The organism is Ensifer sp. GW821-FHT05G01 (assembly GCF_059419585.1).
Genome location: NZ_JBWKSC010000021.1, coordinates 33,587 through 55,901, shown reverse-complemented (window position 1 = coordinate 55,901; position 22,315 = coordinate 33,587). Strand labels below are relative to the sequence as shown.

Annotated in this window: 24 protein-coding genes; 13 read left to right on the top strand and 11 right to left on the bottom strand. The window is 64.8% G+C overall.

The annotated features are described in order from the left end of the window. The first annotated feature begins 2 nt into the window (after positions 1–2). The 3 genes from AC07UR_RS33310 to mnhG are packed head-to-tail and all read left to right on the top strand — an operon-like array spanning position 3 to position 1,146. Positions 3–488, top strand: a complete 486-nt coding sequence (locus AC07UR_RS33310) for a Na+/H+ antiporter subunit E (protein ID WP_209793267.1) — start codon at positions 3–5, stop codon at positions 486–488. Continuing rightward, complete coding sequence (locus AC07UR_RS33305) at positions 485–766, top strand: K+/H+ antiporter subunit F (RefSeq protein WP_209793266.1); 282 nt, start codon at positions 485–487, stop codon at positions 764–766. The genes AC07UR_RS33310 and AC07UR_RS33305 overlap by 4 nt, the downstream gene beginning before the upstream one ends. Then, positions 763–1,146 carry a monovalent cation/H(+) antiporter subunit G gene (gene mnhG / locus AC07UR_RS33300; RefSeq protein WP_209793265.1) on the top strand — a complete coding sequence of 128 codons (384 nt, stop codon included), beginning with the start codon at positions 763–765 and terminating at the stop codon, positions 1,144–1,146. The genes AC07UR_RS33305 and mnhG overlap by 4 nt, the downstream gene beginning before the upstream one ends. Before the next feature lie 2 nt (positions 1,147–1,148). On the opposite strand, the gene cobM is transcribed toward mnhG, so the two are convergent. Then, complete coding sequence (gene cobM / locus AC07UR_RS33295; RefSeq protein ID WP_209793264.1) at positions 1,149–1,913, bottom strand: precorrin-4 C(11)-methyltransferase; 765 nt, start codon at positions 1,911–1,913, stop codon at positions 1,149–1,151. Positions 1,914–2,002: 89 nt separating this feature from the next. Next, positions 2,003–3,244 carry a precorrin-6y C5,15-methyltransferase (decarboxylating) subunit CbiE gene (gene cbiE / locus AC07UR_RS33290; RefSeq protein WP_209793263.1) on the bottom strand — a complete coding sequence of 414 codons (1,242 nt, stop codon included), beginning with the start codon at positions 3,242–3,244 and terminating at the stop codon, positions 2,003–2,005. Between cbiE and AC07UR_RS33285 the strand changes: the two genes are divergently transcribed. Then, complete coding sequence (locus AC07UR_RS33285; protein ID WP_209793261.1) at positions 3,213–3,998, top strand: cobalt-precorrin-6A reductase; 786 nt, start codon at positions 3,213–3,215, stop codon at positions 3,996–3,998. The two genes, cbiE and AC07UR_RS33285, sit on opposite strands and share 32 nt — an antisense overlap. Here AC07UR_RS33285 and AC07UR_RS33280 read toward each other — a convergent pair. The 6 genes from AC07UR_RS33280 to ung form a co-directional block, all read right to left on the bottom strand. Continuing rightward, complete coding sequence (locus AC07UR_RS33280) at positions 3,977–4,741, bottom strand: precorrin-3B C(17)-methyltransferase (protein ID WP_209793259.1); 765 nt, start codon at positions 4,739–4,741, stop codon at positions 3,977–3,979. The genes AC07UR_RS33285 and AC07UR_RS33280 overlap by 22 nt on opposite strands. Continuing rightward, positions 4,738–5,475 (bottom strand): precorrin-2 C(20)-methyltransferase, encoded by a 738-nt coding sequence (locus AC07UR_RS33275; protein ID WP_209793257.1) that lies wholly within the window; start codon positions 5,473–5,475, stop codon positions 4,738–4,740. Before AC07UR_RS33275 ends, AC07UR_RS33280 begins: the two co-directional genes overlap by 4 nt. Continuing rightward, positions 5,472–6,104: a precorrin-8X methylmutase gene (locus AC07UR_RS33270; RefSeq protein ID WP_209793255.1), complete on the bottom strand. Its 633-nt coding sequence runs from the start codon at positions 6,102–6,104 to the stop codon at positions 5,472–5,474. Before AC07UR_RS33270 ends, AC07UR_RS33275 begins: the two co-directional genes overlap by 4 nt. A 2-nt stretch (positions 6,105–6,106) precedes the next feature. Continuing rightward, positions 6,107–7,480 carry a precorrin-3B synthase gene (cobG, locus tag AC07UR_RS33265; RefSeq protein WP_234942086.1) on the bottom strand — a complete coding sequence of 458 codons (1,374 nt, stop codon included), beginning with the start codon at positions 7,478–7,480 and terminating at the stop codon, positions 6,107–6,109. A 135-nt stretch (positions 7,481–7,615) separates the two neighbouring features. Next, positions 7,616–8,386, bottom strand: a complete 771-nt coding sequence (gene cobF / locus AC07UR_RS33260) for a precorrin-6A synthase (deacetylating) (RefSeq protein WP_209793254.1) — start codon at positions 8,384–8,386, stop codon at positions 7,616–7,618. A gap of 144 nt (positions 8,387–8,530) precedes the next feature. Continuing rightward, the gene (gene ung, locus AC07UR_RS33255; protein WP_173423759.1) at positions 8,531–9,238 is read right to left on the bottom strand and encodes a uracil-DNA glycosylase; all 708 of its coding nucleotides are present in this window, start codon (positions 9,236–9,238) and stop codon (positions 8,531–8,533) included. 208 nt (positions 9,239–9,446) lie between these two features. Here ung and modA point away from each other — a divergent pair, with 208 nt between their 5' ends. The 3 genes from modA to modC all read left to right on the top strand — a co-directional run bounded on the left by modA (position 9,447) and on the right by modC (position 12,108). Further along, the gene (modA, locus tag AC07UR_RS33250; RefSeq protein WP_209793304.1) at positions 9,447–10,238 is read left to right on the top strand and encodes a molybdate ABC transporter substrate-binding protein; all 792 of its coding nucleotides are present in this window, start codon (positions 9,447–9,449) and stop codon (positions 10,236–10,238) included. Between the two features lie 98 nt (positions 10,239–10,336). Beyond that, entirely contained in the window at positions 10,337–11,038 is a 702-nt protein-coding gene (gene modB, locus AC07UR_RS33245; RefSeq protein ID WP_209793252.1) for a molybdate ABC transporter permease subunit, read from the top strand. Continuing rightward, a complete protein-coding gene (gene modC, locus AC07UR_RS33240; RefSeq protein WP_209793249.1) occupies positions 11,035–12,108 on the top strand; it encodes a molybdenum ABC transporter ATP-binding protein in 1,074 nt (357 codons plus the stop codon). The genes modB and modC overlap by 4 nt, the downstream gene beginning before the upstream one ends. Here modC and AC07UR_RS33235 read toward each other — a convergent pair. After that, positions 12,083–12,475, bottom strand: coding sequence for a winged helix-turn-helix domain-containing protein (locus AC07UR_RS33235; protein ID WP_209793247.1), 393 nt, complete (start codon positions 12,473–12,475; stop codon positions 12,083–12,085). The genes modC and AC07UR_RS33235 overlap by 26 nt on opposite strands. 183 nt (positions 12,476–12,658) lie before the next feature. Here AC07UR_RS33235 and AC07UR_RS33230 point away from each other — a divergent pair, with 183 nt between their 5' ends. The 6 genes from AC07UR_RS33230 (at position 12,659) to AC07UR_RS33205 (ending at position 20,509) form a co-directional block, all read left to right on the top strand. Next, on the top strand, positions 12,659–13,990 hold the full coding sequence (locus tag AC07UR_RS33230; RefSeq protein ID WP_209793245.1) for an NAD(P)/FAD-dependent oxidoreductase: 1,332 nt from the start codon (positions 12,659–12,661) through the stop codon (positions 13,988–13,990). Positions 13,991–14,320: 330 nt separating this feature from the next. Further along, positions 14,321–15,553 (top strand): 3-methyl-2-oxobutanoate dehydrogenase (2-methylpropanoyl-transferring) subunit alpha, encoded by a 1,233-nt coding sequence (locus tag AC07UR_RS33225; RefSeq protein ID WP_173423764.1) that lies wholly within the window; start codon positions 14,321–14,323, stop codon positions 15,551–15,553. Between the two features lies 1 nt (position 15,554). Continuing rightward, positions 15,555–16,568 (top strand): alpha-ketoacid dehydrogenase subunit beta, encoded by a 1,014-nt coding sequence (locus AC07UR_RS33220; RefSeq protein ID WP_173423765.1) that lies wholly within the window; start codon positions 15,555–15,557, stop codon positions 16,566–16,568. A gap of 2 nt (positions 16,569–16,570) precedes the next feature. Further along, positions 16,571–17,860, top strand: coding sequence for a dihydrolipoamide acetyltransferase family protein (locus AC07UR_RS33215; protein WP_209793243.1), 1,290 nt, complete (start codon positions 16,571–16,573; stop codon positions 17,858–17,860). Positions 17,861–17,867: 7 nt separating this feature from the next. Further along, entirely contained in the window at positions 17,868–19,262 is a 1,395-nt protein-coding gene (lpdA, locus tag AC07UR_RS33210; protein WP_209793241.1) for a dihydrolipoyl dehydrogenase, read from the top strand. 65 nt (positions 19,263–19,327) lie between these two features. Continuing rightward, positions 19,328–20,509, top strand: a complete 1,182-nt coding sequence (locus tag AC07UR_RS33205) for an acetyl-CoA C-acyltransferase (RefSeq protein ID WP_209793239.1) — start codon at positions 19,328–19,330, stop codon at positions 20,507–20,509. A 106-nt stretch (positions 20,510–20,615) separates the two neighbouring features. Here AC07UR_RS33205 and purU read toward each other — a convergent pair whose 3' ends face one another. Both purU and maiA read right to left on the bottom strand, forming a co-directional pair. After that, positions 20,616–21,500, bottom strand: coding sequence for a formyltetrahydrofolate deformylase (gene purU / locus AC07UR_RS33200; protein WP_077504882.1), 885 nt, complete (start codon positions 21,498–21,500; stop codon positions 20,616–20,618). Positions 21,501–21,664: 164 nt separating this feature from the next. Further along, positions 21,665–22,303 (bottom strand): maleylacetoacetate isomerase, encoded by a 639-nt coding sequence (maiA, locus tag AC07UR_RS33195; protein WP_209793237.1) that lies wholly within the window; start codon positions 22,301–22,303, stop codon positions 21,665–21,667. Between the last annotated feature and the right edge of the window lie 12 nt (positions 22,304–22,315).

Sequence of the window (22,315 nt, the reverse complement as noted above, 5' to 3'; positions counted from 1 at the left end):
CGATGCGCACCTGGTTCCCCTACCCGCTTTTGTCCATCGGCCTCCTCATCATCTGGATGCTCTTGAACCAGTCGGTCGCCCCCGGCACCGTCGTCATGGGCACGATCCTGGGCATCGCGCTCGCCTGGGTGACGCTCAAGCTCACGCCGGCCCGCTCGCATCCGCGCCGCATCCTGCTCATGCTGCGCTTCGGCGCCAGCGTCTTCCTCGACGTCATCCGCTCCAACATCGCCGTAGCGCTCGTCATCCTGCGCGTCGGCCGCCGGGCACCGAATTCCGGCTTCCTGACCGTGGACATCGATATCGAGGACGAAAACGCGCTGGCGCTGCTCGCCTGCATCATGACCGCGACACCCGGCACGGCATGGCTTGAATATGATCGCGGCCGGAAATCGCTGCTTTTCCACGTGCTCGACATGGAGAACGACGAAGTCTGGATCAGGACGGTGAAGCGCTACGAGGCCGGTTTGAAGGAGATGTTCAGATGACGGAACTTGCAATCATCTGGTCGATCCTGGCAGCGCAGATCATGATCGGGCTCGCCATGGCCTTTGCACTCTATCGCATGATCAAGGGGCCACGGGCGCAGGATCGCATCCTCGGACTCGACACCCTCTACATCAACGCGATGCTGATGCTGCTGACCTTCGGCATCCGGACCGCCAACAGCATCTATTTCGAGTCCGCGCTGATCGTCGCGCTGATCGGCTTCGTCTCTTCGATCGCCTTTGGCAAGTTCCTGATGCGCGGGGAGGTGATCGAATGAGCCATCTGACCGACCTTCCGACCTGGGCTGCCGTCATCGTCTGCGTGCTGGTTCTTCTCGGCGCGGCGATTGCGCTGATCGGCTCGATCGGCCTGCTCCGTCTGCCGGATTTCTACACCCGTCTGCACGCGCCGACGCTTGCCACCAGCGGCGGCGTCATCCTCATCTGCACCGCCTCGATGATCTGCTTTGCCGTGCTGCAGAACCGCTGGGTGTTCCACGAGGTCCTGATCATCGTCTTCGTGATCATGACGACGCCGGTCACGCTGATGCTGCTTGGCCAGGCCGCCCTTTACCGCGACCGCGTCGAGGAACGACGCGGCGTGCCGCTGAAGCAGAAGCCGCTTCCCGAACCGGTTTCGGAAGAAACCGAAGAGTAGATTTATAGCGCGTCGCGCCCGCGAAAACGCCGCTGATAGGCGGGATCGTAGAGCGAACTTTCGCGGAAATCCGACGCTTCCAGACCGGGACCGACGAAGATCAGCGCGGTGCGCTCGATCGGCTCTTCGGCGACCTTGGCCGCGATCGTGCCGAGCGTTCCCCGCACCACCCGCTCATCCGGCCACGACGCCTTGACGACGATCGCGACAGGGCAATCTGCGCCATAGAGCGGCGTCAGTTCCGCGACCACCTGATCGAGCGCATGGATGGCCAGATGAATGGCAAGCGTCGCGCCGGTGGCGCCGAAGCCGGTAAGCGTCTCGGTGTTGGGCATCGGCGAGGCACGGCCAGACACCCGCGTCAGCACCAGGCTCTGGGCGACGGCGGGAATTGTCAGTTCACGACCAAGTGCTGCAGCAGCGGCCGCGAAGGACGGGACACCCGGTGTCATCGTGTAACCGATGCCATGCTTCTCCAGCCGGCGGATCTGTTCGGCGACCGCGCTCCAGACGGAAAGATCGCCGGAATGCAGCCGGGCGACATCCTCGCCAGCTTCCGCCGCGCGCACATATTCCGCCTCGATCTCATCGAGCGACATCGGCGCCGTGTCGACGATGCGGGCACCGGGCGGGCAATACTGCAAGAGCTCGGGCGAGACGATCGACCCGGCATAAAGGCAGACCGGGCAGCGTCCAATCAGATCGCGACCGCGAACCGTAATCAGATCCGCAGCTCCTGGGCCTGCGCCGATGAAATGTACCGTCATGTGTCTCTCCGAACGTTCCAGGCGCTGTTCACGCAAATGCGGAACCGCCCCATTCTCTTTGTCTGATGCAAGTCCGGCCGCAGAACTCTCTAGCTCTTCGTCCAGGACCATTGCGTCACCGGCATCGCCGGCCGCCAGCCGGTCATTCCGCCAATCGGCAGCGCCCGGGCGATATCGATGCGGATCAGCGAGCCACCAAGCTTGGCGTGGCGTTGCAGCAGCACCGCTTCCATTTCTGTCGTAACCGCGTTGGCAACCAGCCGGCCGCCGTCACCTAGCGCGGCAACGGCCGCGTCCATGACACCCGGCTCGCTGCCGCCGCCGCCGATGAAGATCGCATCGGGGCGTGAAAGACCTGACAGAGCTGCGGGTGCCTTGCCCTGGACGACCATCAGGCCGGGCACGCCGAACGCCTCTGCATTGCGGCCAACACGCACCGCACGCTCGGGCGAAGCCTCGATGGCAATCGCCCGCATCGCCGGATCGGCCAGCATCCATTCGATGCCAATCGAGCCTGAGCCCGCGCCGATATCCCAGAGCAGTTCGCCCTTGCGCGGCGAGAGAGCCGACAGCGTCAGCGCCCGCACTTCCCGCTTGGTGATCTGGCCGTCATGTTCGAACAGCAGGTCGTCGCGCCCGGCCGAAAGCGGAAGCACCCGGCCGCCGTGATCGGCGGCCACTTCGATGGCGCAGACGTTGAGCGGATGGACGACACCGAGCATAAAGAGCGAGGCAATCTGCGTCGTCACGCGTTCGCCGGCGCCGCCCAGCGCCTCCAGAACCGTCAGGCGCGACTGACCGAAGCCGTTTTCCGTCAAGAGCTCGGCGAGCGCCTTCGGTCCGGTTCCATCCGATGTCAGTGCCAGCACCCGGTTGCCCGGCTGCAGATGCGGCCGCACCAGGTCTATCGGCCGTCCGTGCAGCGACACGAGCGTCGCCTCCTGCAGTGCCCAGCCAAGGCGCGAGGCGGCCAGGCTGAAGGAGGAAGGCGCGGGCAGCGTGCGAATTTCCGCCGTAGCAACGCGGCGCGCAAGCGTGGCGCCGACACCGAAGAAGAACGGGTCTCCCGAGGCGAGAACGACGACCGGGGTGCCGCGACGCGCAACAATCTCATCGACCGAACGGCCGAACGGGCTTTGCCAGACGCGACCCTCGCCCTGGATCAGCGCGTGCGTCAACTCCATGTGGCGAGCGCCGCCATAGACCACCGGCGCAGCCGCAATCAGCCGCTTGGCCTCGTCGCCGAGACCGGCTACACCATCCTCGCCTATGCCGATGATGGTCAACCAGGGGGAGACGATGGCCGGATCGCTGTTCGACACCTCAGCCATGGAAAAACCTCGTATTTTGATTCTTGGCGGGACAACCGAAGCCCGCGAACTGGCATCCCGCCTTGCCGGCGATACGCGTTATCAAACCGCGATCTCGCTTGCCGGCCGCACGGCCGATCCGCGTCCGCAACCGGTCAAGACCCGGGTCGGCGGTTTTGGCGGCGCCGAGGGGCTCGCGGCCTTCCTCATTGCCGAAGAGATCGCGCTGGTCGTCGATGCGACGCATCCTTTCGCAGCCCGGATTTCGCACAATGCCGCGATGGCCGCAAAGGCCGCGGGCGTGCGGCTGCTTTCGCTGCGCCGTCCGGAATGGCAGGCGCAAGCCGGCGACGACTGGACCGGCGTCGGCAGCGTCGCCGAGGCGGTGACCGCCCTTGGCGAAACGAAGCGCCGTGTCTTTCTCGCCATCGGTCGGCAGGAGGCCTTTCATTTCGAGGCAGCACCGCAGCACAGCTACGTCATCCGAAGCGTCGACCCGGTGAGCCCGCCATTGAAGCTGCCCGATGCGGCGGCGATCCTTGCCACCGGCCCGTTCGCCGAACCGGACGAAATCGAACTGCTGAAGGCCAATCGTATCGACGTGATCGTTGCCAAGAACAGCGGCGGCGCTGCCACCTATGGCAAGATCGCGGCGGCCCGCAAACTGGGGGTTGCGGTGATCATGGTCGAGCGCCGCAAGCCCGCCGACGTCCCGTCGGTCGGCGACTGCGATACCGCACTCGAACGCATCGATCACTGGCTGTCTCCGGCGTAGAAGCGCGGCGTATAAACCAGATCCGGCTTGCCTTCGCGTTCAACGATGCGCGTTTCCTGCGAGCCGATGATGACGCACGTCGCCATGTCGGCGCGGCTGGCATCGGCCTCACCGAGCGGCATCACCGCGATGCGCTCGTCCGGCCGGCCGGCGGCGCGACCGAAGATCACCGGCACCGTCGCCGGCAGGACGCCGCGCAGGATCTCGAAGGCTTCACCGAGCTGCCATGGCCGCGCCTTGCTGATCGGGTTGTAGAGCGCGATCACCAGACCGGCTTCCGCCACAAGCTTCAGCCGTTTGGTGATGACCTCCCAGGGCTTCAGGTTGTCGGAAAGCGAAATGGCGCAGAAATCATGGCCGAGCGGCGCACCGATGCGCGCTGCAACGGCGAGCATCGCGGTCACGCCCGGCGTCACGACCAGATCGACCGACTTCCATTCTGCCGGTCCCTTGTCGATCGCCTCGCAGACGGCAGCCGCCATCGCGAACACACCGGGATCGCCGCCCGAGACCATGCAGACCTTGGCGCCGGCAGCGGCGCGCGTCAGCGCCGCCTGTGCACGGTCAAGTTCCTCGCGATTGTCCGACGCGATGCGGATCTGGTCGGGCCTGAGATTCAGGCGGTCGAGATAGGGGAAATAGCCGAAGAATTCCTGCGCCTGCGAGACGGCCTCGGCCGTCTCCGGCGTCATCTGCGCGGGACTGCCGGGGCCGGTGCCGACGACATAGAGCGTGCCGCTCATGGTCTGTCCTTCCAGCCGGGAACGAGCACCAGCGAAAAGTAGGGCGCGTCGTCATCGGGCTTTTCCGCAAGCGCGGTCATCGCCGCGTTCTTCATCGTGCCGCGCTCGACATAGACGGCCTGGTCAAGCCGGCCGGAGGCGGCAAGCGCCCGGCGGATTTTCGGCAGGTTGCGCCCGACCTTCATGATGACGGCGGCCTCGGTATCGGCCAGACGTCGGCCAAGCTCGCCTTCCGCCATCGTGCCCGGCAGCACCGACAGCACGTCGTCGCCCTGGACCAGCGGCAGGCCGGCCAGCGACCAGCAGCCGGACATGGCAGTGATGCCGGGGATGACTTCGACCGGGAAACGTCCCGCAAGCCGCACATGCAGGTGCATGTAGGAGCCGTAGAACAGCGGATCGCCTTCGCTTAAGACCGCGACGGTTCGGCCGGCTTCAAGATGCTGCGCGACCGCCTCGGCAGACGCATTGTAGAAATCGGTGATCTGGCCCTTGTAGGCGCTGTCTTCCTTGTCGATCTCGGTGGTGACCGGATAGTAGAGCGGCAGCTCGACAAGACCCGGCTTCAACAGACCCTCGACGACAGCGCGGCCGTTGCCGCTGCGTCCCGCCTTGGCGAAATAGGCAAGCACGTCCGCCTCACCCAAGGCCTTGACGGCCTTGACGGTCAACAACTCCGGGTCGCCAGGCCCCGTACCGACGCCGATCAATCGGCCCATGACCGCGCCGCTCACAGGCCCGGCCTCGCGAGCGAATTGAGCGCCGCGGCCGTCATGGCGCTGCCGCCGAGGCGACCGCGCACGATCGCGAACGGCACGCCATAGGAATTTTCCGCCAGTGCATCCTTCGATTCCGCCGCGCCGACGAAGCCGACCGGCATGCCGATGATCGCCGCCGGCTTCGGCGCGCCGTCGCGCAGCATTTCCAAGAGATAGAACAGCGCCGTCGGCGCGTTGCCGATGGCGACGACGGAGCCGGCCAAATGTTCGATCCAGAGCTTCAACGCCGCCGCCGAGCGCGTATTGCCGAGCTCGGCCGCCAGCTCCGGCGTGCGCGGATCGCGAAGTGTGCAGATCACCTCGTTGTTTGCAGGCAGACGCGCGCGCGTGACGCCGCGCGCGACCATCTCGGCATCGCACAGGATCGGCGCGCCATTCTTCAGTGCATCGCGGGCAGCGCTGACGAAATCAGGAGAGAACACGAACTGCTTCGACGCCTCGACCAGGCCACAGGCATGGACCATGCGCACCGCGAGATCGGCTTCCTCCTCGGAAAAGGCGGAAAGGTCGGCTTCTGCCCTGATGATGGCGAAGGAACGCTCATAGATGGCGTTGCCATCCCGGATGTAATCATACTCAGGCATTTCTATCCCTGTTCGAACGCAGCCGAGACGCGCGCGGCACCCAGCCGTGTAAGACAGGACCGCGCCGATTCGCCAGCGTCTTTGTTTTCTCGCACCAGGCCGGCCAGCCGTTCCAGAGCGGATTTCATTCCATTTTCATCGGTGTAGGCATTCGCGCCATCCTTCGCCGCCCCATTTACGACAAGCCCATATCCTGATGGCGCACCCACCAGCGTCAGCGCCGACGCCTTCGGGCGGGCGCAGCCCTTGAGACAACCGGACAGATGCACCGTCAGCGAACCGTCGAAGAGATCCGGCACCGTTTCCACCCATAGCCGCGCCATCGCCTTGGTGTCCATCCATGCGGATGCGCAGCCGGTGCTGCCGGCGCAGGTGGCAATGTGGTTTCGCGGGTCGTCGGGTGCGATCCGCAAGCCCTGCGAAAGCGCCAGACGCTGAACGATTGCTGCCGCCGCACGCTCAAGGCCCAGCAGGAAAAAGCCGTGGCTTGGGGCGAGCCGAATTCCGCGCCCGCCAAGCTCGCTTGCTTGCTGCAGAAAAGCGATCAGGCTGGTGGCGTCGATCTGTGCATAGGCAAGCCCAAGGCCGAGAATTGTGCCTGCCGAACCGAGATCGTGCATGCCGACAACGGAAGAGGCCGGCGCCAAAGCTGGAGCGAACGGCACCTGGCCGGCGCCCGGCGGACAGAGCGCCCGCACCGCATCGATGTCCAGATCGCGGCCACGCGCCGCCGGACCGATGGCCGCCAAGGCCTCCAGAATCCGGATAACGACCGGCACGACAGCTTCGGTTCGAAGCGCGCAGACGGGCTTCACCGTCGCCGCTGTCCCGGCAAGCGACAGCTTCCACCAGACGTCATCGCTGCGCCCGACGGCCTGCAGTCGCAAATCGGCAATGGTATCGCCGAGATGGAACCGGCCGCCGCCATCGACGATGATGGCGAGCTTCGGCGCCAGCTTTAAGGCAGCCCCTTGCGCAGCGATCACCTCCCGCAACGTCGCGGCGAGGATCCGCGGGTCAACGACTTCCTCAGGGTCGATGCCGGCAAGCGGCGGCGTCTCGATCGCCACGCCATCGGGCACCACGATTGCCGCTTCGCCGATCGCCTCGGCAAGCGCGGGAACCGTTGATGCGATCAACCCGCGAACCTGCAGATTGCCGCGCGCGGTGATTTCCAGGAGGCCGTTGCCGAACCGGCTCGCTGCCTCCGCGACAGCGGAGAATTGCGAAAGCGCCAGGCTGCCGTCGAGCGGGCGCAACCGCACCAGCAGACCATCGCCGGTCTGCATCGGGGCTGCAAGCGACGGGCATGCCCCGCGACGCATGGAGGCGGCGACGTCAGTCATCGGCGGTGTCGGCACGGCGCACAGGGTCATCGGCAGGTCTCGGTCGCTCCTCGCATCCACCCTCGCCAGAGGGCTCGTTCTTCACCTGACGCTATAACACAGTGACCGACGTTGAGAGAGATCAAAGGCGACGGCAAAGTCCTGAGAATGCAGGGGCAGCCGCGCCTATTCGTCGAAATCGGCACCCTTGCGCAACAGATAGATATCCATGATCCACCCCATCCGCTCGCGCGCCTGCGCCCGCGCCGCCAGGATCTTGCCCCTGACGTCGGCAAGGCGGCCGGAAATGACGATTTCGTCCGGCGTTCCGAGATAGGCGCCCCAATAGATCTCGGCTTCAGGGTCCTCGATCCGCTGGAATGCCTGCTCGCCGTCAAGCATGACGACCGAGGTCTGGCTCCGCGCGGGAAAACTCTCCGCAAGCCGGCGACCGGTGGTGATCTCGACCGGTTTGCCGACGAGGTTCAGCGGGATGCGGTGGCTGGCGCAGAGCGCCTGCAAGCTGGTGATCCCGGGCAGAACGTCATAGTCAAAAGCGACCTTGCCACGTGCCTTCACCCGCTCGACGATGCGAATAGTGCTGTCATAGAGCATCGGATCGCCCCAGACGAGAAAGGCGCCGATCCCGTCTTCGCTGAGTTCTCTGCCGATCAGGCGCTCGTAGATTTCGGCGATGCGGGCGTGCCAGTCGTCGACGCTGCCGTCATAGCTGACGCCTTCGGTTCGGCGGACCGGCACGGCGAATTCGACCGTGCGGCTGTCGGCGCGTGTCACGTAGCGCGCGCAGATCTCGCGGCGCACTTCGGCAAGCTCGGTTTTTTTCTCGCCCTTGGTCGGGATGAACAGCACGTCGGCGCGGTTGAGCGCGTTGATCGCCTGGACGGTCATGTGCTCCGGATTGCCGGAACCGATGCCGATGATCAGAAGTTTTCGCACGGGCGTCCCTGCCGTTCGTCTAGGTGTTGCAGCGACCGTCGCGCGCCGGAACCGGCGCGTAGGCCTGACCTGTGTCTTTGGCGGATCGGCGGTTGAGACGCAAGCTCCACGCGCGACAGGGCTTCGGCCGCCAGCGCCATGACATCAGGGCGACGAAGGCGCCTCCGGATTTTCGGGCAGCGTCCAGTCGATCGGCTCGAAACCTTTGGAGACGAGGAATTCATTGGCCTGAGAGAAATGTCGGCAGCCGAGAAAGCCGGAATGGGCAGACAGCGGCGATGGGTGCGGCGCCCGCAGCACCAGATGGCGCGAACGATCGACGAAGGCAGCCTTCTTCTGCGCATAGGACCCCCAGAGCAGAAACACCACAGGGTGATCGGCTTCGTTGACGGCGCGGATGATCGCATCGGTGAAGCGCTCCCAGCCGCGTCCCTGATGCGAGGCAGCCTGCCCGCGCTCGACGGTCAGCACACTGTTCAAAAGCAGCACGCCCTGCTTTGCCCAGCTTTCGAGAAAACCGTGACGGGCCGGCGCAATGCCGAGATCGGTCTTCAGTTCCTTGTAGATATTGACCAGCGACGGCGGCGTGCGAACGCCCGGGCGAACGCTGAAGCAAAGCCCGTGCGCCTGGCCGTCACCGTGATAGGGATCCTGTCCGAGGATGACGACACGCACCTTGTCGAGCGGCGTCAGATCGAGGGCGCGAAAATACTCGGATCCTCGCGGAAAGATCTGCCGTCCTTCGTTGCGCGCGGTGAGAAGGAACTGCTTGAGATCGCCCATATAAGGGCTGGAAAATTCCGGCTCCAGTGCCGCTTTCCAGCTCTCTTCGAGCTTCACTGCCGTTTCCATGCCGCCTCCGCTTCGTTTCATCCGCTTGCGCCCCGGAATTTAGGCCGATCGCCCGACACCGCAAGCGGCAATCATGCACCGAGCCGCTTGTTTCACGGCTTTTACTAGCGCGCTCCAACAGCATTGTATTTCAACAGATACAACGCTAATCAGGAGGAGATATCGTTATATCCTGAAAAATATCACGAATTTGATGGAGGCAAGAATGATGAAACAACGCAGACAATTGCTGAAGGGTCTGGTGCTCGCCCTCGGCGTCGCCTGGGCCGGCGTTACCTACGCGCCAAACGCCGCCATGGCCGAAGACAAGGTAACCGTCTTTGCCGCCGCGAGCCTGAAGAACGCGCTCGATGCGATCAACGCCGAATGGCAGAAGGAAAGCGGCAAGGAAACGACCGTTTCCTATGCGGCAAGCTCGGCCCTTGCCAAGCAGGTCGAACAGGGCGCACCCGCCGACGTCTTCATCTCCGCCGATCTCGCCTGGATGGACTATCTGGCGGAGAAGAAGCTGATCAAGGACGACACCCGCGCCAACCTGCTCGGCAACCGCATCGTTCTGGTTTCGGGCAAGGCAGATGCGCAGCCGGTCGAGATAAAGCAAGGCTTTGACCTCGCAGCGCTGGTCGGCGACGGCCGCCTGGCGATGGGTGCGGTCGATTCCGTGCCGGCCGGCAAGTACGGCAAGGCAGCGCTTGAAAAGCTCGGCGTCTGGTCGACCGTCGAACAGAAGGTTGCCGGCGCGGAGAGCGTGCGTGCGGCACTGCTGCTCGTTTCGCGCGGCGAAGCGCCCTACGGTATCGTCTACCAGACCGACGCTGCAGCCGATCCGGGCGTCAAGGTCGTCGGCACCTTCCCGGAAGAAAGCCACCCGCCGATCATCTACCCGATCGCGATCACTGCGGAAAGCAAGAGCGCCGATGCGGCCGCCTATGTCGACTTCATCAAGTCCGACAAGGCAGCACCACTCTTTGAAAAGCAGGGCTTCACCATCCTGAAATAACCGCTGCCTCGCCTGTGCATGAACGGGCGAAGCATCTATCTTGCTCCGGCGCTGCGAACCTCGCGGCGCTGGAGAATTCGACCGGGGGTGGCAAGACGGTGGATTGGTTGGAGTTGAGCGACGCGGAATGGACGGCGATCCTGCTGAGCCTGCGCGTGGCAACCGTCGCGATGATCTGCAGCCTGCCCTTTGCGCTCGGCGTCGCAATGCTGCTCGCGCGCGGCCGCTTCTGGGGCAAGACGGTGCTGAACGGCCTCGTGCACATGCCGCTGATCCTGCCGCCGGTCGTCACCGGTTTTCTGCTTCTGCTGCTGTTTGGTCGTCGCGGACCGATCGGCGCTTTTCTTGCCGAACATTTCGGTCTGGTGTTCTCCTTCCGCTGGACCGGCGCTGCCCTTGCCTGCGCCGTCATGGCCTTTCCCTTGATGGTGCGCAGCATCCGACTGTCGATCGAGGCGGTCGACCGCAAGCTCGAGGATGCGGCAACCACGCTCGGCGCGGGACCCGTCTCGGTATTCTTCACCGTCACCCTGCCGCTGATCCTGCCGGGCATCATCGCCGGCATGGTTCTCGCCTTTGCCAAGGCGATGGGCGAATTCGGCGCGACGATCACCTTCGTCTCCAACATCCCCGGTGAGACGCAGACGCTGTCGGCCGCGATCTACACCTTCACCCAGGTGCCGGGCGGCGACGCCGGCGCCATGCGCCTGACGATCATCTCGGTCGTCATCTCCATGGCGGCGCTGATGCTCTCGGAACTTCTGGCAAACGCTGCCGCCAAGCGGACGATTGCCGCATGACCCTTCTCGTCGAAGCCCGCCACCGGCTCGGAAATTTCTCCGTCGACGCCGCTTTCACCTCCGATGGCGGCGTCACCGCGCTGTTCGGCCGTTCGGGCTCGGGCAAGACCTCGCTCATCAACATCATCGCGGGCCTGATGAAGCCTGAAAGCGGCCGCGTGGTGCTCGACGGCGACATCATCGCCGACAGCGAGCGGCGGATCTTCACACCAGTGCATCGCCGCCGTTTCGGCTACGTGTTCCAGGAAGCGCGGCTGTTCCCGCATTTGAGCGTCGCCAGCAACCTTGCCTATGGCCGCTGGTTTGCCGGCAAGCAAGGCAAGGCAGCCGACACGACACGTATCGTCGAGATGCTCGGCATCAGCCATCTGCTCGAGCGCAACCCCTCGGCCCTGTCGGGCGGCGAACGCCAACGCGTCGCCATCGGCCGCGCCTTGCTGGCCGCGCCCCGCCTGCTTCTGATGGATGAGCCGCTCGCAGCGCTTGATGAGGCCCGCAAGGCCGAAATCCTGCCCTATCTCGAACGCTTGCGCGACGATGCCGGTATCCCGATCGTCTATGTCAGCCATTCCGTCAGCGAAGTCGCGCGTCTCGCCCAGCGGGTCGTGGTGCTCGAAGATGGCCGCGTGAAGGCCTCAGGTGCGGCTGCCGACGTGCTGAGCGCGCCGGCAGCGACGGTCGCCACCGGCCTGCGCGAAGCGGGCGTTCTGCTAGAAGGCGTGGTCGACACGCACGACACCACCCATGACCTGACGACGGTGCGCGTCGGCGAGCGGTTGATCCGGGTGTCGAAAATCGACCTCGCGCCGGGACACGCCTTGCGCCTGCATATTGCCGCGCGCGACGTCATGCTGGCGACGGCCCGCCCTGAGGGCATCAGCGCGCTCAATGTGCTGGAGGGGACGATCGTCGAAATGACACCGGGCGAGAATGGCAGCGTCGATATCAGGGTCGATTGCGGCGGCACAACGATCGCATCGCGCATCACCAGCTTTTCACGCGATGCGCTTCAACTGCATCAGGGAAAGCCGATCCACGCGATCATCAAGTCCGTGGCGATCGATCACTGACCGGCGTCTGGTCGGGATCGCGCGCGTCCTCCAGCCAGGCGAGATCGTCGGCAATCGCCGCCCGCGCCTTTGCCTCCATCTCGCGATAGCGGCGGATCAGCGTCTCGCCGAAAGGGGTCAGCGCCGCGCCACCGCCCTGTTTGCCGCCACGCTGGCTTTCGACCGACGGCTCTTTGAACATCCGGTTCAAGGCATCGACCAGCAACCAGGCCCGGCGGTAGGACATGTCCATGGCCCGGCCGGCCGCCGAGATCGATCCGGTCTCGCGGATGTGTTCCAGAAGCATGATCTTGCCGCGCCCGAGCCGGTCCTCGGGCGGGAAGTCGATGCGCAGGATCGGGCGGAGGTCGTCGGTGCGGTCGTTCATGCGCGAAACATAGAAGCTTGCGCGGCAAATCGAAAGACTGCGCCGATGGCATCAAACCGATTTCGCACCATCCGATCGACGCAAACATTGAAATGATCAGAAAGCTAGAATCCGGGCCTTGATCTGGCAGTGCCGGCATGCACCGATGGCGCGTTCGCAAACCCCGCCTGAAAGCTCCCTCCCATGCCCGGTCCCACTCTCGATATCGTCGAAACCGATCAGAACCTACCGGCGAAAGCCGATGTCGTCATCGTCGGCGGCGGCATCATCGGTGTCAGCACCGCACTGTTTCTGGCAGAGCGCGGCATCGACGTCGTGCTTTGCGAAAAAGGCACGCCCGGAGCCGAACAGTCGAGCCGCAACTGGGGCTGGGTGCGCGTCATGGGCCGGGATGAGCGGGAAATACCGCTGGCGATCGAGGCGCTGAAGATCTGGGATACGCTCGATGCGCGCATCGGTGGCGAGACCGGCTTTCGCCGCAACGGCATCCTCTACATTTCCGAGAATGAGACCGACATCGCCAACCGCGATGCCTGGTTGGCGATGGCGAGACCCTATGGCGTCGATAGCAGACAGATCGGGGCGGAAAAAACGGAAGCGTTGATGCCGGGCGCCGGCATCCGCTACCAAGGCGCGCTGCACACGCCGAGCGACGGCCGGGCCGAGCCGCAAAAGGCGGTACCGGCGATCGTTGCCGGGGCGCGGCGCGCCGGTGCCCGCATCCTTTCGGGCTGCGCTGTCCGCGGCATCGAGAGACAAGCCGGGCGCATCAGCGCCGTCGTCACCGAAAAGGGCCGGATCGAAACCTCTGGTGTCGTCGTGGCCGGTGGCGCCTGGTCGCGGTTGTTCCTCAAAGGGCTCGGCATCCGGTTGCCGCAATTGAAAGTGCGCAACACCGTGCTTCGGACCAGCGCAGTCTCGGGCGGCCCCGAAGGCGCGGGTGCAACCGGCACCTACGCCTATCGCAAACGGCTCGACGGTGGCTACACGATTGCCGATGGCGGCGCCAACCTGCATCCTGTAGTGCCCGACAGTTTTGCCTTCTTCCGCGATTTCCAGCCGGCGCGAAAGGCCGAAGGCGATTCCGTTCAGGTCGGCCTCAGCGCCCAGAGCTGGCGCGAACTGTTCGAGATCGGCACTGTTCCGCTCGACCGCCCCGGCGCTTTCGAGCGGCATCGGGTGCTGGATCCGCAGCCCGACCAGCACTCGGCGCTGCGCGCATTCGACGAAGCCAGGAAGGCGTTGCCGTCGCTTCGCGAGGCGCGGGTGCAACAGGTCTGGGCGGGCCTTATCGACGTGACGCCCGACGCCGTGCCGGTGATCTCGACGGTCGAAAGCCTGCCCGGGCTGATCGTTGCCACGGGATTTTCCGGCCATGGCTTCGGCATCGGCCCGGGTGCCGGGCATCTGGTCGCCGACCTCGTCACCGGCGGAAAACCGATCGTCGATCCCACACCTTTTCGCCTCTCGCGTTTCTCCGACGGCACGCCGATCACCATCGCTCCGCCGGTTTGAACAGACGAACCAGAAGTCGTCACGCAAGAAAATTACGCGCAAGGCCAACAGGAAATCGCAGCGGCACCAGCCGCTGCCATGGCTATGGCAGGATTCTGTCTTTCTTCAGCTGCAAGCATCGCGAGCGGCCGAAAGGCCTTCATAAGCCCCTGAACTCGTGTCAGTCTGTGTGCATTCCCGTTGGGAGAACGGGGCTGAGGAGGAAGGTGTGACGACCTGGGCGGAGGAGCCTGCAGGTGGTCGCGGCCGCTTTTGCCGTCTGGCGACGTCCCGTTTTCCCCATGCTTGTAAGGTGCGCGTCGCGCACGCCGGAGGGAGGCCGGAAACCGCATGAGCGATCCCGATCGACTTAGCCTGCATGTGCCCGAACCGGCGGTCCGCCCGGGCGGCCAGCCGGACTTCTCCAACGTCAAGATCCCGAAGGCCGGCTCTGTGCCGAGGCCCGAGATCGACGTCGCGCCGGAAGAGATCCGCGACCTCGCCTATTCGATCATCCGCGTCTTGAACCGTGATGGTGAAGCCGTCGGCCCGTGGGCCGGGCTGTTGTCCGACGACGAGCTGCTTGCCGGCCTCAAGCACATGATGACGCTGCGCGCCTTCGATGCGCGCATGGTCATGGCGCAACGCCAGGGCAAGACGTCGTTCTACATGCAGCATCTGGGCGAAGAAGCGGTCAGCTGCGCCTTCCGCAAGGCGCTGAACAAGGGCGACATGAATTTCCCGACCTATCGTCAGGCGGGTCTGCTGATCGCCGACGAATACCCCATGGTCGAGATGATGAACCAGATCTTCTCGAACGAGAGCGATCCCCTGCGCGGCCGCCAGCTGCCGATCATGTATTCCTCCAAGGAACATGGCTTCTTCACCATCTCCGGCAACCTCGCCACCCAATATGTGCAGGCGGTCGGCTGGGCGATGGCATCTGCCATCAAGAACGACACCAAGATCGCCGCCGCCTGGATCGGCGACGGCTCGACGGCGGAATCGGATTTCCATTCCGCCCTCGTCTTTGCCTCCACCTACAAGGCGCCGGTCATTCTCAACATCGTCAACAATCAGTGGGCCATCTCGACCTTCCAGGGCATCGCCCGCGGCGGCTCCGGCACCTTTGCCGCCCGTGGCCTCGGTTTCGGCATCCCGGCGCTGCGCGTCGACGGCAACGACTATCTCGCCGTCTATGCGGTTGCCAAATGGGCAGCCGAACGCGCCCGACGCAATCTCGGCCCGACGGTGATCGAATACGTCACCTACCGGGTCGGCGCGCACTCCACCTCCGACGATCCGAGCGCCTACCGGCCGAAGACGGAATCGGAAGCCTGGCCACTCGGCGACCCCGTCCTCCGGCTGAAGAAGCACCTGATCCTACGCGGCGCGTGGTCGGAAGAACGCCACACCCAGGCGGAAGCCGAGATCGTCGATGCGGTGATCCAGGCGCAGAAGCAGGCCGAGGGCCACGGCACCTTGCATGCCGGCGGCAGGCCCTCGGTGCGCGACATCTTCGAAGGCGTCTATGCCGAGATGCCGCCGCATATTCGCCGACAGCGCCAGAAGGCAGGATACTGATATGGCCAGAATGACAATGATCGAGGCCGTGCGCAGCGCCATGGACGTCTCCATGGGGCGCGACGACAATGTCGTCGTCTTCGGCGAGGACGTCGGCTATTTCGGTGGCGTCTTCCGCTGCACGCAGGGGCTCCAGGCGAAATACGGCAAGACCCGTTGCTTCGACGCACCAATCAGCGAGAGCGGCATCGTTGGCACGGCGATCGGCATGGCGGCCTACGGGCTGAAGCCCTGCGTCGAGATCCAGTTCGCCGACTACATGTACCCGGCTTATGACCAGATCACCCAGGAAGCGGCCCGCATCCGCTATCGCTCCAACGGCGACTTCACCTGCCCGATCGTGCTACGCATGCCGACCGGCGGCGGCATCTTCGGCGGGCAGACGCACAGCCAGAGCCCGGAAGCGCTGTTCACCCATGTCTGCGGCCTCAAGGTCGTCGTGCCGTCCAATCCCTATGATGCCAAGGGCCTGCTGATCGCCTCGATCGAAGACCCGGATCCGGTGATGTTCCTGGAGCCGAAGCGGCTCTATAACGGCCCGTTCGACGGGCACCACGACCGCCCTGTCATTCCCTGGTCGAAGCACGATCTCGGCGAAGTGCCGGAAGGCCACTACACCATCCCGATCGGCAAGGCGGAAGTACGCCGCAAGGGCTCGGCCGTCACTGTGATTGCCTATGGCACCATGGTGCATGTGGCGCTGGCCGCCGCCGAAGAGACCGGCATCGACGCCGAGGTCATCGACCTTCGCAGCCTGCTGCCGCTCGATCTCGACGCCATTGTGCAATCGGTCGAAAAGACCGGGCGCTGCGTGGTCGTGCATGAGGCAACGCTGACCTCGGGCTTCGGCGGCGAAATCGCCTCGCTTGTCCAGGAGCACTGCTTCTATCATCTCGAAGCCCCGGTCGTGCGCGTCGCCGGCTGGGACACACCCTACCCGCATGCCCAGGAGTGGGACTATTTCCCCGGCCCGGCGCGCGTCGGACGCGCGCTCGTCGAAGTGATGGAGGCCTGAGCATGGGCGAATTCGTAATCAAGATGCCGGATGTCGGCGAAGGCGTGGCCGAGGCCGAGCTGGTCGAATGGCATGTGAAACCAGGCGATCCCGTGCGCGAGGACATGATCCTCGCTGCCGTGATGACCGACAAGGCGACGGTCGAAATTCCCTCGCCGGTCAACGGCACGGTGCTCTGGCTCGGCGCCGAGATCGGCGACACGGTCGCGGTCAAGGCGCCGCTGGTGCGCATCGAAATCGCGGGCGAAGGTGAAGCAACGCCTGCGCTGGATGAAAAGCCCGTCGCCAAGGAAGAAGAGAAACCGGCAGCGAAAGCCGAGACCGCAACTCCGGTCGCAAAACCGGCGCAGCCTGCAAAAGTGGAGGTGAAGACGCCGGCGCCCGGCGCCAATGGCGTGCACGTCTCCCCTGAACGTCTGGAAAAGGCACTGGCCTCACCGGCCGTGCGGCAACGCGCCCGAGACAGCGGCGTCGACCTGCGCCAGGTCAGCGGCAGCGGCCCTGCCGGCCGCATCACTCACGACGATCTCGACCAGTTTCTTGCCCGCGGCGCGCAACCAGCTGCAGTGCCTGCCGGGCTCGTGCGCAAGACTGCCGTCGACGAGATCAAGGTCACCGGCCTTCGCCGCCGCATCGCCGAGAAGATGACGCTGTCGACCTCGCGCATCCCCCACATCACCTATGTGGAGGAGGTCGACATGACGGCGCTCGAAGACCTGCGCACGATGATGAACCGCGATCGCAAGCCGGATCAGCCGAAGTTGACGATCCTGCCCTATCTGATGCGCGCGCTGGTCCGGGCGATCGCCGATCTGCCCGGTGTCAACTCCACCTTCGACGACGGCGCCGGCATCATCAGCCGTCACCATGCCGTGCATATCGGCATCGCCACGCAGACGCCGGCAGGCCTGACCGTGCCGGTCGTGCGCCATGCCGAAGCGCGCGGCATCTGGGACTGCGCCATCGAGCTCAACCGGCTGGCGGAAGCGGCCCGCACCGGCACCGCGACGCGCGACGAACTCACCGGCTCGACCATCACCATCTCCTCGCTCGGCGCGCTCGGCGGCATCGTCTCGACCCCGGTCATCAACCACCCCGAAGTGGCGATCGTCGGCGTCAACAAGCTGGCGGTCCGCCCGGTCTGGGACGGAACGCAGTTCGTGCCGCGCAAGATCATGAACCTGTCGTCGAGCTTCGACCACCGCGTCATCGACGGCTGGGATGCGGCCACTTTCGTGCAGCGGCTGAAGACGCTGCTCGAAACGCCAGCACTGATTTTCGTGGAGGCATGAGGCGATCATGAAGGAAATCTCCTGCAAGCTGCTCGTCATCGGCGCCGGCCCCGGCGGCTACATCTGCGCCATCCGCGCCGGCCAGCTCGGCGTCGACACCGTCATCGTCGAGAAGGCGAAGGCCGGCGGCACCTGCCTCAATGTCGGCTGCATTCCTTCGAAGGCGCTGATCCACGCCGCCGACGAATTCCATAAATTGCGCTCGGCGGCCTCCGGCCGCAGCCCGCTCGGCCTGTCGCTCGCCAACCCGACGATCGATCTCGCCCGCACCGTCGCCTGGAAGGACGGCATCGTCGGACGCCTGAACGGCGGCGTCACCGGCCTTCTGAAGAAAGCGGGCGTCAAAGCCGTCATCGGGACGGCTCGTTTCGTCGACGGCAAGACGGTCGACGTCGAGACCGAAACCGGCCTGCAGCGCATTCGCGCCGAAGCGATCGTGATTGCCACCGGCTCGGCACCGATCGAACTTGCCGACATGCCCTTCGGTGGCCCGATCATTTCGTCGACCGAGGCGCTGTCGCTTAAAAGCGTGCCGGCCAGCGTCGCCGTCATCGGCGGCGGCTATATCGGGCTGGAACTCGGCACCGCCTTTGCCAAGCTCGGCGCCCATGTCACCGTGCTTGAGGCGCAGACGCGCATCCTGCCGCAGTATGACGCCGACCTGTCGAAGCCGATCGCCAAGCGCCTTGGCGAGCTCGGCGTCGAGGTGTTCACCCAGACGGTCGCCAGGGGGCTCTCCGCCGACGGCAAGACCCTGCTCGCCGAACACAATGGCCGTCCGATCGAGGTGCCGGCCGAAAAGGTGCTGGTGACGGTCGGCCGCCGACCGGTGACCGACGGTTTCGGGCTCGAAGAAATCGATCTCGACCGCGCCGGAAAATTCATCCGCATCGACGACCAGTGCCGCACCTCGATGCGCGGCATCTATGCGATCGGCGACGTCACCGGCGAACCTATGCTGGCGCACCGCGCCATGGCGCAAGGGGAAATGGTCGCCGAGATCGTCGCCGGCAACAAGCGCGCCTGGGACAAGCGCTGCATTCCTGCCGTCTGCTTCACCGACCCGGAAATCGTGACGGCAGGCCTTTCGCCCGACGAAGCCCGCGCCACAGGCATCGAGATCAAGATCGGCCAGTTCCCCTTCCAGGCGAACGGCCGCGCCATGACGACGCTGTCGGAGGACGGTTTCGTGCGCGTCGTCGCCCGCGCCGACAATCACCTGGTCCTCGGCATCCAGGCCGTTGGCCACGGCGTGTCGGAGCTTTCGGCAAGCTTCGGGCTTGCGATCGAGATGGGCGCACGGCTGGAAGACATCGCCGGCACGATCCACGCGCACCCAACCCAGTCGGAAGCGTTCCAGGAAGCAGCGCTCAAGGCGCTGGGGCATGCACTGCATATCTGAGCGGCGTACCGGTGAAATGGCGCCCGCCAGCGTCAACCGTTGCCTTTGCCGTATGGGAGAAAGACATGAGCAGAACTGATCCGATCGTCATCGTTTCGGCCGCGCGCACCCCGATGGGCGCCTTTCAGGGCAGCCTGAAGGATCTGACCGCACCGGAAATCGGCGCCATAGCGCTGAAGGCAGCACTCGACCGCGCCGGCCTTGACGCTGTCGACGAAGTGCTGATGGGCAATGTGTTGCCGGCCGGCATCGGCCAGAACCCAGCGCGCCAGGCAGCACTTGGCGCCGGCCTTGGCAAGGAAACGCCGTCGACGACTATCTCCAAGGTCTGCGGCTCCGGCATGAAGGCCCTGATGCTCGGCCACGACGCGCTTCTCTCGGGCAGCGCGTCGGTGCTTGCCGTCGGCGGCATGGAGTCGATGACCAACGCCCCCTATCTGTTGCCGAAAGCGCGTGGCGGCTTCCGCCTGGGGCATGGCGAGGTCAAGGATCACATGTTCCTCGACGGCCTTGAGGACGCCTATTCCGGCCGGCTGATGGGCACCTATGCCGAAGACACGGCCGAACACTACCAGTTCTCGCGCAACGATCAGGACGCGTTTGCGCTGCACTCGCTGGAGCGCGCCAATCGGGCAGCCGAAGATGGTTCCTTTGCCGAGGAAACGGTGGCCGTCAGCGGCGCCGGCAAGCGGCAGACCGCCAACCTTGATCGCGACGAGCAGCCGACCAAATCGGATCCGGCAAAGATCCCGAAGCTGAAAGCCGCCTTTCGTGATGGTGGCAGCGTGACCGCTGCCAATTCGTCGTCGATATCGGACGGTGCAGCGGCGCTGATTTTGATGCGTGCGAGCGAGGCGGAAAAGCGCGGGCTGACGCCGCTTGCCGTCGTCGCTGGCCATGCCGCCCATGCGCAGGAACCGGCCTGGTTTACCACGGCACCGATCGGCGCGATCGACAAGCTGATGGCCAAACTTGCCTGGGAGAAGGGCAGCGTCGGCCTTTACGAAATCAACGAGGCCTTCGCCGTGGTCGCGATGGCCGCAATCCGCGATCTCGGTCTGTCAGACGAGATCGTCAACATCAACGGCGGCGCCTGCGCGCTCGGCCATCCGATCGGCGCCTCCGGCGCCCGCATCATCGTGACGCTCCTGCACGCCATGCGCGCCAAGGGCGTCAAGCGCGGCATCGCCTCGCTCTGCATCGGCGGCGGTGAGGCGACGGCCGTCGGGCTGGAGCTGTTGCACTGACAAAAGAGCGCCACCGGTCGAACCGGTGGCGCCTCTCGTTTTCAGGGGGCAATTGCCCCTTAGGTCTCTCCCCGCTTGGCGGCGAGAGACCCAATCACACCGCTGCTTAACCCATGCGCTCAGAGGCGTAGGAGCCCGGGCTTGCCGGGAAGACGACGACGCGGTTGCCGTTGATGAAGCAGCGATGGTGGATATGGGCGTGAACAGCCCGCGCCAGCACCTGGCTTTCCACGTCGCGGCCGATCGAGACATAGTCTTCGGCGCTCTGGGCGTGGGTAATGCGGGCGATGTCCTGCTCGATGATCGGACCTTCGTCGAGATCCTCGGTGACGTAGTGCGCCGTCGCGCCGATCAGCTTCACGCCGCGCTCATAGGCCTGCTTGTAGGGGTTGGCGCCCTTGAACGATGGCAGGAAGGAGTGGTGGATGTTGATGATCCGGCCCGACATCTTCTTGCAGAGCTGGTCGGAGAGAACCTGCATGTAGCGGGCAAGCACGACGAGATCGGCATCCGTCTGCTCGACGATCTCCAGCATGCGGGCTTCCGCCTGCGGCTTGTTGTCCTTGGTCACCTTGATGTGGTGGAAGGGAATGTCGTGATTGACGACCACCTTCTGGTAATCGAAATGGTTCGAGATGACGGCGACGATATCGATCGGCAGGGCGCCGATCTTCCAGCGGTAGAGAAGGTCGTTGAGGCAATGGCCGAAACGCGACACCATCAGCACCACCTTCATGCGCTCTTCGCTGTCGCGGATCTCGCAGGTCATGTCGAAGCGCTTGACGACGGGCGCAAAGCCTTCCCGCAATTCCTCGATCTTTGCGCCTTCCTGGCTGATGAAGGTCAGCCGCATGAAGAACAGGCCCGTCTGCAGGTCGTCGAACTGCGAACTGTCGGTGATGTAACAGCCTTTTTCCGCGAGATAACCGGTAATGGCAGCAACGATGCCGCGGGTGGATTTGCAGGTGACGGTCAGCACATAGCTTTTCATCGGTATCTGTCTCTCGCTCCAGAGGTTTTTCCGGCCCCCCTTATACGGCCAGTCACCGCGAAAACTAGCGCGGCCTTCGATCGCCTGTCGATCCATTCGCGACATCGGCTGGACGGAACCGGCCAGACGGCGACGGAGCGGCTTGGCAACGCGGGCTCAGAAGCCTAACGCGGGGTGCGGTCGGGATGGGCGCGGGCAAAGGCGTCGATCTCGGCGCAGCGCTGGTCAATCGCGACAAGTTTCGGGCAGGCCGAGAGATCGACCTCCCAGCGGCGGGCGTTGTAGACCTGCGGCACCAGACAGAAATCCGCCATACCGGGCGTATCGCCATGGCAGAAGCTGCCCGTAGCAGGGTGGTCGAGCAGGCGCTCGAACGCAGTGAGCCCCTCGCCGATGAACTTGCGCATCCAGTCGCGGCGCGCCGCCTCGCCATCCGCAGCATTGGCCATGACGTAGGACACGACGCCGAGATTGCAGACCGGGTGAATGTCCATGGCAATCGCATAGCACAGCGCACGCACGCGCTGCCGCCCGGCGGCGTCATCGGGCAGGAAGCCGGTCTTTTCCCGCGTTTCCGCCAGGTATTCGATGATGGCGAGCGATTGCGTCAACCGCTCGCCGTCGATGTCGAGCACGGGCAGCAGCCCCTGCGGATTGCGGTCGAGATGATCGGATTGGCGATGGGCCCTGGCAAGCAGGTCCACCGGCACCGAACGATAGGCCTGGTCAAGGCTATTCAACGCAATGCGGACGCGGTAGCTGGCCGACGACCGCCAATAGTCATAGAGAACGGTTTCGGCCATGCTGCCACCCTC

Coding starts and splice junctions, on each gene's coding strand:
- AC07UR_RS33310 (WP_209793267.1), top strand. CDS start 3: ATGCGCACCTGGTTCCCCTACCCGCTTTTGTCCATCGGCCTCCTCATC.
- AC07UR_RS33305 (WP_209793266.1), top strand. CDS start 485: ATGACGGAACTTGCAATCATCTGGTCGATCCTGGCAGCGCAGATCATG.
- mnhG (WP_209793265.1), top strand. CDS start 763: ATGAGCCATCTGACCGACCTTCCGACCTGGGCTGCCGTCATCGTCTGC.
- cobM (WP_209793264.1), bottom strand. CDS start 1,913: ATGACGGTACATTTCATCGGCGCAGGCCCAGGAGCTGCGGATCTGATT.
- AC07UR_RS33285 (WP_209793261.1), top strand. CDS start 3,213: ATGGCCGGATCGCTGTTCGACACCTCAGCCATGGAAAAACCTCGTATT.
- cbiE (WP_209793263.1), bottom strand. CDS start 3,244: ATGGCTGAGGTGTCGAACAGCGATCCGGCCATCGTCTCCCCCTGGTTG.
- AC07UR_RS33280 (WP_209793259.1), bottom strand. CDS start 4,741: ATGAGCGGCACGCTCTATGTCGTCGGCACCGGCCCCGGCAGTCCCGCG.
- AC07UR_RS33270 (WP_209793255.1), bottom strand. CDS start 6,104: ATGCCTGAGTATGATTACATCCGGGATGGCAACGCCATCTATGAGCGT.
- cobG (WP_234942086.1), bottom strand. CDS start 7,480: ATGACCCTGTGCGCCGTGCCGACACCGCCGATGACTGACGTCGCCGCC.
- ung (WP_173423759.1), bottom strand. CDS start 9,238: ATGGAAACGGCAGTGAAGCTCGAAGAGAGCTGGAAAGCGGCACTGGAG.
- modA (WP_209793304.1), top strand. CDS start 9,447: ATGAAACAACGCAGACAATTGCTGAAGGGTCTGGTGCTCGCCCTCGGC.
- modC (WP_209793249.1), top strand. CDS start 11,035: ATGACCCTTCTCGTCGAAGCCCGCCACCGGCTCGGAAATTTCTCCGTC.
- AC07UR_RS33235 (WP_209793247.1), bottom strand. CDS start 12,475: ATGAACGACCGCACCGACGACCTCCGCCCGATCCTGCGCATCGACTTC.
- AC07UR_RS33230 (WP_209793245.1), top strand. CDS start 12,659: ATGCCCGGTCCCACTCTCGATATCGTCGAAACCGATCAGAACCTACCG.
- AC07UR_RS33225 (WP_173423764.1), top strand. CDS start 14,321: ATGAGCGATCCCGATCGACTTAGCCTGCATGTGCCCGAACCGGCGGTC.
- AC07UR_RS33220 (WP_173423765.1), top strand. CDS start 15,555: ATGGCCAGAATGACAATGATCGAGGCCGTGCGCAGCGCCATGGACGTC.
- AC07UR_RS33215 (WP_209793243.1), top strand. CDS start 16,571: ATGGGCGAATTCGTAATCAAGATGCCGGATGTCGGCGAAGGCGTGGCC.
- lpdA (WP_209793241.1), top strand. CDS start 17,868: ATGAAGGAAATCTCCTGCAAGCTGCTCGTCATCGGCGCCGGCCCCGGC.
- AC07UR_RS33205 (WP_209793239.1), top strand. CDS start 19,328: ATGAGCAGAACTGATCCGATCGTCATCGTTTCGGCCGCGCGCACCCCG.
- purU (WP_077504882.1), bottom strand. CDS start 21,500: ATGAAAAGCTATGTGCTGACCGTCACCTGCAAATCCACCCGCGGCATC.
- maiA (WP_209793237.1), bottom strand. CDS start 22,303: ATGGCCGAAACCGTTCTCTATGACTATTGGCGGTCGTCGGCCAGCTAC.